The organism is Desulfosporosinus sp. BICA1-9, from assembly GCF_000802135.1.
This window is the reverse complement of the sequence record NZ_JUEE01000081.1, coordinates 41,529-53,057: the sequence shown is the minus strand read 5'-3', so window position 1 is coordinate 53,057 and position 11,529 is coordinate 41,529. Positions and strand designations below refer to the sequence as shown.

Below are 11,529 nucleotides of genomic sequence, written 5' to 3'. Positions count from 1 at the left end.
CGGTCGATTTATGAATGTTTTGCTAGTACATAGTGAGCTTCTAGAGAAAAAAGTAGCCGTACTCGGGATCAATGGCTTGTTAGAGTTTATTTTTAAAGCATGTACAGCGGATGTTCTGGATCTAACCCGTATAGCGTCAATTGTTATCGATAATAATTACCAGTGGAGATTGGTAAGTTAGAATCATCCAACGTTTGGATGACAATTTCAAAAATAATTAATGGCCCCCTTTAGGGTTTGTTTGTGGTGAGATAATTTAGTTTCTAGGCAGATCAGTCTTCATAAAGTGATGTGAGACTAAGGTATAACTTTGCTAATGAGTCATAGTTTCTTAAGCGATTCATCTAATTGGTATAATATTGAAAAATAATTGACTGCGAAAAATATCATGCTTCAGCTCTGTCAGCTCTGCTAGAATATAGTTTAACTAGACAGGTTATGATATATTATTTATTGAAATTAATGTTAATGTTTCGTTTGTAGATCGGAAGGAGTCTAAAACCCTATGAGCCAAATCAGCAACAATCTCACAGCAAGGTTTAAATCATCAGATCGGTACCGCTGGTTTATCTTGATAACCGTTTCCATTGGTACATTTATGGCAACTTTAGATAGTAGTATCGTTAATGTAGCCTTGCCCACCATTTCCAGCAAGTTGAATTCCGATCTTTCAACCTTACAGTGGGTTGTGACGGCTTATTTATTAACCATTTCTAGTTTGCTCCCCGTGTTTGGACGAGTGGCAGATCTCCTAGGACGCAAACGCATCTTCTCCATTGGTTTTCTAGTCTTTACTCTGGGGTCTGTTCTATGTGGATTAGCGACAAACATTTGGTTTTTAGTCGGGATGCGTATCCTTCAAGCTATTGGAGCTTCAATGCTGATGGCTAACAGTGCCGCGATTATCACCGCTAATTTTTCACCCAAAGAGCGCGGTCGCGCCTTAGGATTAACTGGGACAGTGGTTGCATTAGGAAGTCTCACCGGTCCAGCTCTTGGTGGGGTCTTGGTCGGACTGTTAGACTGGCGTTCTATCTTCTATATCAATTTACCGATTGGGGTCATTGGCTATCTCGCCGCTCAAATCATTCTTCCGCCTGATAAACCCCAGCAGAACAATGAAAATTTTGATTATGTCGGTGCCCTCTTTTTTACTCTTGGGATAATTAGTCTAATGTTTGCCATTAGTAATGGTCAAAGTTGGGGCTGGAACTCCTATCCTATCCTGATAGGTTTGATTATCGGAACGCTTTTTCTGGAACTCTTCTTCTATACCGAGGTTCGAGTGACTAATCCCATGATTGACCTTTCTATGTTCCGCATCAGAGCATTTTTCATAGGGAATCTTACGGGTCTGCTCTCCTTTGTGGCGATGTTTGCTAATGTAATGCTCATGCCCTTCTATCTCCAGCATGTTTTAAATTATAATCCAACCCAAGTAGGATTACTGATGACCTCATTTCCTCTGATGATGGCGATTGTAGCACCTCTGAGCGGACACGCTTCTGACCGTATTGGACCAACCATCTTAACCACCACAGGCCTGTGCGTAACTGCTTTAGGCTTATTTTACCTTTCAACGTTGACAACAACGTCCTTATTCTGGCAAATTGCTCCGGGACTCCTGCTAATGGGTATAGGGGCAGGCCTTTTCCAATCCCCCAATAACAGTAGTGTAATGAGTTCGGTCCCTCCCAATAAGCTGGGGGTCGCAGGTGGAATTAATGCCCTCGTCCGCAATGTCGGTATGGTCATAGGGATCGCCTTCTCAGTCTCTTTATTCGAAAACCGGCAAGCGATGTTCCTTATCGGCGTCAACAACCCCACTTCAGTCCAAAAAATGAATGCTTTTATGAGTGCCTACCATACCGTCATGCTTGTCTCGATGGGAATTGCCATCATAGCCGCTTTGATTTCTTTGAATCGAAAAAGAAATCCACACCCTCAAAAGTCTTAAAAAAAAATATACAACAAAAGCCAGTGCCTTGTAAAAGACTACTGGCTTTTGTTGACTAATCCTTACCCTTAAGTAACTATTGCCGATACTATGGTTGCGGGAGAATCGTCAGTCCAGGGTGCTTTTTCAAAGTTTCCCCACTGCTCTACAATTTTCCAACCACTCTCGAGCAAGGCATTTCTGAGCATATCACTTTTTATGGGGTAGAGAAGATTAACTCCAGATACAATCTGACTGGTGTCAGGAAATTCGATGCTCATAGAAAACTCAATACCCTCCGGACGATGCTTGTAAAATCGAGAGAATATTAGATTCTTAGTGCGAATAACGGGGAGTTCAGTAACCTGTTCAGCTAAAATTCGATCATAGTTCACAATTTGTAATAACAGGTGAGTTCCCTTTTCCCGAAATTGAGCCAAAACCTGTTTGAGCTCCAATTCTCCAGACACATGAGCTAAGGTATTACCCAAGCAAACAATTCCCCCAAACTGTTGCTTTATCCCACTGAGGTCCAGCATATCCGCTACTGAGAAGGTGGCAGTACTTCTAGCCTCCTGTGCCTTGCTTTGAGAAATCTCAATCATTTCAGCACTTAAGTCCACACCATGCACTTGGGCACCTAGTTGACTTAGTTCTAAGGCAAATGTTCCGGTACCACAGCCAATATCTAAGACTGAGGTAAGAGATTCTCGCTTTAAATAATCGTGCAGAAATGCTTTCTGAGGTCCCTTTAACGGGAATACCTCATCGTAATGTTCCGCTAGCGTGCGATAAAAATCCATTCTCTTCATCCTTTCCCCTTGAATAGCAGGCAAAGGTCGTCCTAGTGGACTCTCTTTAACGTCCATTATAATATTAAACGAACCGTATGCACTAGACCGTCATCCTTCAGGACAATGACAGGTTCATCTAAAGCGTCACCATCTAAGGTAATAGTTTCGCACCCTGTCATCTTAGCATAAGGATTTTCAACGCTAATCTCATACTTAGTCGATTGATATTGATAAGTAAGACTATAACCCGTCCAGCGACTTGGAATACAAGGTTTTAGGATCAGCTTCTCCCCTTGACGTGTAAACCCTAATATTCCTTCTAGCCCCGCCTGATACATCCATCCAGCTGCTCCAGTATACCACGTCCATCCTCCTCGGCCTACATGTGGGTATATCGCATAGACATCAGCTGCCATAACATAGGGTTCTACTTTGTAGCGATTAACTTCGTGTTCGGTACGGGCATGATTAATGGGGCTTAACATCTGAAACAATTCTCCGGCCTTGTCCCCTTCTCCTAAACTTGTGTAAGCCATAATTGCCCAAGCGGCCCCATGGGTATACTGTCCACCGTTCTCCCGCACCCCAGGAACATACCCTTTAATATAGCCAGGGTCCGGTAAGCATTTATCAAAAGGAGGCGTTAGTAAGAGAAGAATACCATCTTCTTTACGCCATAAATAGTGTTCTAAGGCCAACATGGCATCTTGGGCCCGGGTGGGTTTTGCTGCCCCAGAAAGCACCGACCAAGACTGAGCAATGGCATCAATTTGACATTCTTGATTTCGAGAAGAGCCTAAGATTGAGCCATCATCGAAATAAGCTCGTCGATACCAGCCGCCATCCCAACCATGCAATTCCATATTCTTTTGTAGTTCTTCGGCTATACGACGGTATCTTATACCTCGCTCCAAATCTTGATGACGATCGCATACTACGGCAAAACGTATTAATGTTAGGTACAAGAACCACCCCAACCATACGCTCTCCCCTTTCCCTTTAGTCCCTATTTGACTGAATCCATCATTCCAGTCTCCAGAACCGATGAGGGGTAGCCCATGTTCTCCGAAACGCAATCCTCTTTCAATGGCCCGGATACAATGCTCATACACACTGCCCTGTTCCTGGGAAAAGTGCGGAATCGAATATCGTTCATCCTCGTCGTCTTTCAGAGGCTCGTCTTCAAGGAATCCATTCACCTCTTTAAGAATTTCCTCATCTCCGGTGCGTTCGATATAGTGAGCAGTTACAAAGGGTAACCATAACAAATCATCGGTAAATTTAGTTCGGATCCCTTTTCCTTGACTGGCGTGCCACCAATGTTGCACATCCCCTTCAATAAACTGATGCCCACAATGGAGAATAATTTGCTCACGGGTCGCTTGAGGAATCGTATATACCAAGGCCATCACATCTTGGAGTTGATCCCTAAAACCATAGGCACCTCCTGATTGATAGAACGCTGAACGCGCCCATAAACGGCAAACGACAGTCTGATAGAGTAACCACCGATTGAGAAGCAAATTCATGGACATATCTGGCGTAGATACCTGGACAGTTCCTAACAACTTATTCCAGTAGTTTGTTACTTCCTCGAAGGCCTGACCCGCTTTCTCGGATCGCCCATACAAAGTAATGATCCCCTCAGCTGCTTGGCGATTTTCAGCTTCACCCAGCAGAAAAGTGATTGTTTTACTTTCACCAGGAGCAAGGGAAAGAATCAGGTGCAGCGCAGAACAAGGATCTAGCCCAGCCCCCACGGTTTCCGATAGTAGTTCCAACTCTAAACCCAAAGGGTCTGCCAAACTCCTGTTTCGTCCAATAAACTCAGAACGATCTCCCGTAAAACTAGTCACCGGCGCTCCAAAAACAGTCAAAAATCCTATCCGGTCTGCATACTCCTCTTGATACCTATTTTCAGCAAAGAAACAATTCCGCTCTCGGTCGTAATCTGTCACCAAATACGGAGCAGTATGCTCTCGAGCCACTCCTAACACCCATTCAACATAATAGATCGCACTCAGGCGCTGTGGATAGTCCATCATGTTCGTAACTGTTAATTCGACGATCTTCACCGATTCGTCAATCGGAGCAAAAAGCCGCAGTGCTTGTTTTAAGCCATGACTAAGGTGCTCAAAAATAGAGTATCCCTGACCATGCCGGATGGTATAAGAACCTTTACCGCGTTTAGGATTGGCAGTAACAGACCATGATTCTCCAGTTTTTTCGTCACGTAAATAGAGAACTTCACCTGAATAATCCATAATCGGATCATTGGACCAAGGAGTCAGCTTATATTCCCTACTATTTTGAGACCAGGTATAGCCAGCACCTACTTCTGATATTTGAAAGCCGAACTTAGGGTTGGCAATCACATTAATCCAAGGGAGTGGTGTGTTCATTCCTTCCTGTAGTCTAATAATATACTCTTTACCATCTTCGCTAAATCCACCGTATCCATTCGCAAAAAGCAAGTCTTCAGAAAACTGTCCTATGGCCGCTTCTCGATGTTCTTGTATACTCTCTTGGGTAGCAAGGAGCGCACGGTCTTGAAGACTCGGCTGAGAATCCACGACATCTTTGATGAGCTTCCCTTTTTTGCGGATTTGAACGGTACAAGATCCACCCTCGCCATTGAATACAATTCTTGCCACAGTCGATAGAAGAACGATACCCTCTGAATGAACATGGTCTTTTTGGAGTAGAAAAACACCGCCAGCCTGATTTAAGAGATCACGAGCATGACCCATGGAGATTAAATCTCGGAGGCTATCCTGGAAGGCTTGTACATATCCGCTTTGATCTTCATTGAGAATGACTAAATCTGCAAACAACCCTTTGAGTCTCCAGTACTCATGGATCGTCAAAAGTCGCCGTACTAAATCTAAGTGTTCAAATTCCTTGACTCGAACCAGGACGATCGGCAGATCTCCAGAAATAGCATAGGGCCAAAGAGAGGATTGTCCTTTGCTATTTTGCTTAATGAAATCAGCCTCATCTCTGCGGCAAGGACTAAGATACAGCAAATGTCCTCCTAAGCTTAAACTTTCATTGGCCTGAGCGGCCGTCAGATTTAAATGCCTCAGTTCCATTTTACTGTGGGTCCAGGCCAGCTCAAACGCTCGATTTACAGAGAGAGGATCTCGGTATTTTTCGGCAATACGAATGATCTCCTGACGACTCTCCGCATAGCCTACCGAAAAGGAGACCCTTACGGTCTGCCCTGGACCAATTTTAACTCTCTGACGAAGGCTCATCATGGGGTCCAGCACCGCGCCTACCGTATTCGACAACGGGTGATTGGCATCCAATGCTTGAGGGTTCTCCAAGTTTCTTCCCCGTCCAATAAAGCGCATCCGGTCAGTTTCATACTGCAAGGAACCGACCTTCTCTCCTTCGGTCGCAACTGTATGCATCATCCATAAACGGGTCTGTTTATCACTGCGTGGTCTGCGAGACGCTAATAACGACTCGTGGGTAAATTCAGTCTGAATAAAAAGATTACTAAACGCAGGATGCGCCAAATCTTCGCTGGACCTTGCCAGAACAACCTCAAAATAACTTGTTACTTCAAGGGTTCTGTCATATTTACTGTGATTTGTCAGAGAAATTCGGCGCATTTCTGCTTGGTCCTCAGGGGAAACGACGATTTCAGTATGGGTTGTAATGTTTCCATCCTTGCGGCAATACTCTACTTGATCCGCTGCATAGGTCACCTTATAGTCGTCGCCGGGATTTCGACATGGCTGGTAGGCGGCAGACCAGACATCACCAGAATTTAGATTTTGAATATAGAAAAACATCCCCCAAGGGTCTCGTGTTACATCCTCCCTCCAGCGGGAGAGACAAATATTCTTGAATCGGCTGAATCCAGCCCCAGAATTCGTCAACATGACAGAATACTGACCATTCGAAATGCAGTGAGTGATCGGAATAGGGCTATTGACAGAGTCGATGAGTATAAACTGATTCTTTTCATGTTCGGGTCCTGTAATTTTATGTTCTGTCCTGGTCTGTTCGTTTTCTGGTTGAGGAATGATGAGGCTTGATTCTGGAATGCGTTCTTGCAACAAAAGCTCTGTAGCTTGAATTAACGCTTGATTATGTAAGCGTTGCTGCATGACATTTTCATGCAAGGCATTGTCCAAAGCTAATAGACTCATGCCTTGATGATGGGCCATAAAACTTTGAACTAACTTAAACGACCGTCCAACGGGAACTCGTTCAGTCGTATAGTCAATCGCTTCATACAGTCCGTAACGTCCCCCAAAACCTTTTTGTTCCATAGCGATTATATTTGACAAAGCTTCATGCGGAGACACCATGAGCGCCAAAAAGGTGGCATAAGGCGCTATGACTAGATCCTGAATTAGGCCACGTTTCAGACCCAATCCTGGAACTCCGAAGGCTTTATATTGATAATTTAGTTGAGGATCGAAGGCGTGAAATCCTGATTCTGAAATACCCCAGGGAACATTGTGTTCTAAGCCATACTTCCTTTGTACAGCCACAACGGAATGATAGGTTTCATCCAGTAATGTCCCTTCATAATTCCGCATGACTAAGAGTGGCATTAAGAATTCAAACATTGTACCGCTCCAAGAAACTAGACTCCGCTCTCCTAAGGCTACAGTCAGCGAACGCCCCAGCTTGAACCAATGACTATGAGGAACATCTCCTTTAGCAATTGCCAGAAAGCTTGCTTGACGAGCTTCTGAAGCCAGTAAGTCGTAATAGGACTTATCAAGCATGCTTTCTGAAACCCGATAACCTATGGAAAAGAGTTGGCGGGCTTCGTCAAACAAAGGCTTGAAATCTGTCTCGACAAAAATCTCCTCCAGCCGATGTTGAAGTTGCTCTGACCCTTGAATATAGCCCTGTATCTTCTGGAGTGCAGGTTGGATTATCCTCGTTCTCTCTGGAGAAAACCCATCTTCCTCTAACATCCCATTATAGTACTTGGCAAGTTCAGTTAAACTTAAATTTGTGAACCTCTGTTCGTTTAGATCCGGAAAAGTGCCTAAATCTCCAGTATCCTTAATCCACGGGTAGATTGCTTCCGTCTCTTGACGAAAAGATCGAACCATGGAACCTATTCTTCGCGCCCAGTAAACCCCTTCTTTGGGTGAATCTGGTTCCAAAAGAAGCTCTGGCCATAAAGATAATAGCTTCAGCCAGTTCGCTAAACTCCATCCCTGATTTGAATCAAGAAGCTGATCAAGAGCCTTCTCAAATCCCTCAAGTTCTGGATAAGTCGCCTTATCGACCACCTCAAGTAACAGATTATAAGTATCCTTAAGACCGCGAGCAAAATTTAGATCGATCAAGGGCTTCTCTAAGGTCTCTGCAAGACCAGATTTCAAGGTCAAAAGATAGAGCACAAAATTCCCGCTATCAACCGTTGATATATAACGAGGCTCTAACGGAACAAGGGTTTGAGTATCATACCAATTGTACAGATGCCCTCTCCAGTGCTCTAAACTCTCCAGGGTTTCCAGTGTATGCTCAATATTTTCATGCACCTTGGCTAGCGGGATGTACCCAAAATCCAGAGCACTTAAATTTGCCAACAGTGCTAGACCTATATTGGTAGGGGAGGTCCGATGGGCAACACCATTGGGTGGGTCTATTTGAACGTTATCAGGTGGCAGCCAGTGATCCTCGCTAGAGACATACTCTTCAAAAAAGGCCCAAATTTTTCTGCCCCACCGACGCAACTCCAGCTGTTCCGAAGTCGTGAGTATCTCGCGCCTATGTCTTAAGGGAAGACTCACCTGCAAAGCAATCCATGGCGATACGATCCAAACAATCGCAACTGGAATAAAGCGCCCAAACTTGGCAGGGTAATTTAGAGCGATGGTTAAGGCGGCTAACAATACTAAGAGCATAACCTGCCACATCGTTGAAAGCACCGTTTTATAATTGACACCTAACCGTTTCTCAGTATCGGCTGCTGTTTCCCATTCTAACAAATATTTACGGGAAATAAATTGCCGATATAGACTACGGGTAATTGCATCTAGCATCATAAAAGCTTGATAGGGAAAGAAGACCAGCTGTAGCAAAAACTGAGTTACCATGTTTACTAGATCATGACCCACATTTCCTCTTTCAGAGCGTTTTACTAAAAGCCGACTAAGTATAGAAAAAACCATTGGCCAGATCAAACTCAAAGAAATTAGCCCTACCCATACTAAAGGCTCACCAGCAAGAACCGTGAACCCTAGGATAAGCAGCAATAGTTGTACAGGTGCTTCAATACTTCTCCGCAAATTATCGAAAATCTTCCAGCGTGAAACAAACGGAATAGGCTTAAATAACCACGGTAAAAGTTGCCAATCCCCTCTGACCCAGCGGTGCAGCCGACGAATATACGAAAAATAGTTCGCAGGATATCCATCGACTAACTCAATGTCTGTCACAAGTCCAGTTCTAGCATACAATCCTTCAATCAAGTCATGGCTAAGAATGGTATTCTCCGGAAAGGCCTTATGCGTCACCTGATGGAAAACCTTAACATCATAGATTCCTTTTCCTGTATAAATCCCTTCACTAAACAAGTCTTGATAAATATCCGATACTGCTGTGGTGTAGGGATCAATTCCCACTTTACCCGAAAAAATCCGGGTAAACTTTGAAGCACCTGCACATAAAATAGAAACTCCAACCCGTGGTTGAAGGATTGCGTAGCCTTTATCCACCCTAGTTCCATCCTCACTGAGGATGGGTGCGTGTAAGAGATGGGCCATCGTGCCAATCAGCCTTTTAGCTGTACCACGTGGTAATTGGGTATCAGCATCCAGGGTAATGACATATTGAAAGGTTGGCAGAATGGAAAGGTCGCCAATTTGAATATCGTAACTCGTTTCCCCTTCCTGACGCAAGAGACAGTTAAACTCCGTAAGTTTTCCACGTTTCCTCTCCCATCCCATCCACACGTCTTCAGAGTTATTAAAAAGCCTCTTACGATGAAAGAAATAAAATCTACCTTGATCATATTTTTGGTTCAAATTTTGGATTCCAGCGGTTGCAGCATTAATAATTTCCGCATCTCCTGGAACATTCTCAGACTGGGCATCTGCAAAATCGCCCAGTAAAGCAAAATGCAAATTAGCATCTCGATTGGCAAGATAATAAACTTCCATTTGACTGATGAGTTCATACACCCTCTCAACACTTGTTAGAAGGGTTGGAACAACAACCATCGTTCGTAAGGGATCTGGAATTCCATCTCGTAACTCTAATTTAGGCAGAAAGGTTGGCTGAATAAAGTTTGATGTAACCCAATTCAAAAAGGGAATCACCAAACTACTAGCCCAAATTAAAACTCCTAGCCATAAAACAGGAGCAAGCGCAGAAATCGGATTCGATTGATGGATATAGGTTAAAACCCAAGCACTAAGAATCGCAATTCCTATCAGTAAGCTACCAAAGTAATATTGAACTGGTTTCCCTTGAATCGTTCGCCGAATCTCGCTCCCTAGATGGCGCGGTTTGCCAAAGTCTTGTTTCAACTCCTGTTCGAGGGTTTCACGCCCTGCTCCCATCAAGTCATACCCGACATGGGACGCTGCTGTCTCACCTAACTCATGAGCCTTCTGCGCTCTGGAGAGCACTTTTCGAGCTACGACCAGTTCCGAAACCTTGAATCGTCTGGCTATTTTTTCTACCTGATGGCGATAGGCGTCTCGAGACTGAAAATCCATAGCGCAATAAACCCGACTGGGATCCTTTTGAAAAACTCGTTCCACCATGCTGACCTCTTCGAAAAAACGAGGCCAATCTTCGGCAGTGATAAAGTGAATACTCAAAATTGCATGACCCATTGACACCTGATACGTGGTCTGACGTTGACGTTCAAGTTTTGCTAATTCTTCGATGGTTGTATCTTGTTTGGCCACGACCCGGTCAACCCACTGTAAAAGTGGTGCTACATCTACCCCGAGATCTCGCATGCGCTTGAGAATCTGTTCCGCATAAGCTGAGGAATATTCCTCTTGAGGTTCGAGAGATTGTAATAGTCCTTCCCACTCTGCTGGAAGATGTTCTGATTCCAAAAGGGGTAAAACCCACCGATCTGCTGCTTCTCTTTCCGCTTGGGTAAAAAGAATGAGTTCCGTTAACCTGCGAATGTTTTCCAGCAGAATAATTCGCAACATGATGGGTATCGCCCATAGTTCTCCGCTTGATAAAGGAACCTGAACCTGATAGGCGTTGATAAACGCTTTCAGTGTGTCAATACGCAACTGACTATCCGTATGCTCGATAAGTTCAATTAACAACCCGTAAATTCGTGGATATCCTTGAAAGTCTCCACTGGCAATGCGCGGTAATTGACGTTCAAATTTATCGGGTAGACTACTTTGAATCTCCTCTCTCAGGTCTTTCAAACTATAAAAATTATCAAGTAACCATTCTGTAGCGGGTACAACATCTTGAGTTCGGGTTGAATAATCCGTAATTTCTCGGTAAGCCTGCTCTATGAACTTCATATTTTGCTTAACCCTAGGTAACAACGTTCGTTTCGGAAATCTGCTTCCTTGGCTAGCATTTAATCGGGCAATCTCTTCGGCGTGACTAAGCAAGTCTTCCCCATTTAGAACAATATCTTTATATGGTTTATCCTTCGTCATTGATCTCATAAAAAACTTCATTCTTCAGTCTCCGTCTATTTTTTAACATTATTTATGCATTATTCCCATTTCCTCTCACTTCATTCATAATACAGAAACACCGTAGGCAATTCATCGAGGCTCGAGGCGCAAAGTTCGAAATCTCGGAGGTTAAACTACAAAAAAA

Annotated in this window: 4 protein-coding genes; 2 read left to right on the top strand and 2 right to left on the bottom strand. The window is 43.9% G+C overall.

Annotation, left to right across the window (positions count from 1 at the left end; translation table 11 throughout):
- Both JL57_RS34060 and JL57_RS10295 read left to right on the top strand, forming a co-directional pair.
- Positions 1–181: hypothetical protein (locus tag JL57_RS34060; protein ID WP_291299930.1), on the top strand; the 181-nt coding region annotated here is incomplete at its 5' end.
- Positions 182–505: 324 nt separating this feature from the next.
- Positions 506–1,957, top strand: coding sequence for an MFS transporter (locus JL57_RS10295; RefSeq protein ID WP_034141959.1), 1,452 nt, complete (start codon positions 506–508; stop codon positions 1,955–1,957).
- 68 nt (positions 1,958–2,025) lie between these two features.
- Here the strand turns inward: JL57_RS10295 and JL57_RS10290 are convergent, their stop codons facing one another.
- Together JL57_RS10290 and JL57_RS10285 are read right to left on the bottom strand one after the other, a co-directional pair.
- Entirely contained in the window at positions 2,026–2,739 is a 714-nt protein-coding gene (locus JL57_RS10290) for a bifunctional 2-polyprenyl-6-hydroxyphenol methylase/3-demethylubiquinol 3-O-methyltransferase UbiG (protein WP_034141965.1), read from the bottom strand.
- Positions 2,740–2,804: 65 nt separating this feature from the next.
- A complete protein-coding gene (locus JL57_RS10285; protein WP_034141958.1) occupies positions 2,805–11,384 on the bottom strand; it encodes a GH36-type glycosyl hydrolase domain-containing protein in 8,580 nt (2,859 codons plus the stop codon).
- Positions 11,385–11,529 lie beyond the last annotated feature (145 nt).

Excerpts from the sequence above, each read along its gene's own strand:
- JL57_RS10295 (WP_034141959.1), top strand. The coding sequence starts at position 506 with ATGAGCCAAATCAGCAACAATCTCACAGCAAGGTTTAAATCATCAGAT.
- JL57_RS10290 (WP_034141965.1), bottom strand. The coding sequence starts at position 2,739 with ATGGATTTTTATCGCACGCTAGCGGAACATTACGATGAGGTATTCCCG.
- JL57_RS10285 (WP_034141958.1), bottom strand. The coding sequence starts at position 11,384 with ATGAAGTTTTTTATGAGATCAATGACGAAGGATAAACCATATAAAGAT.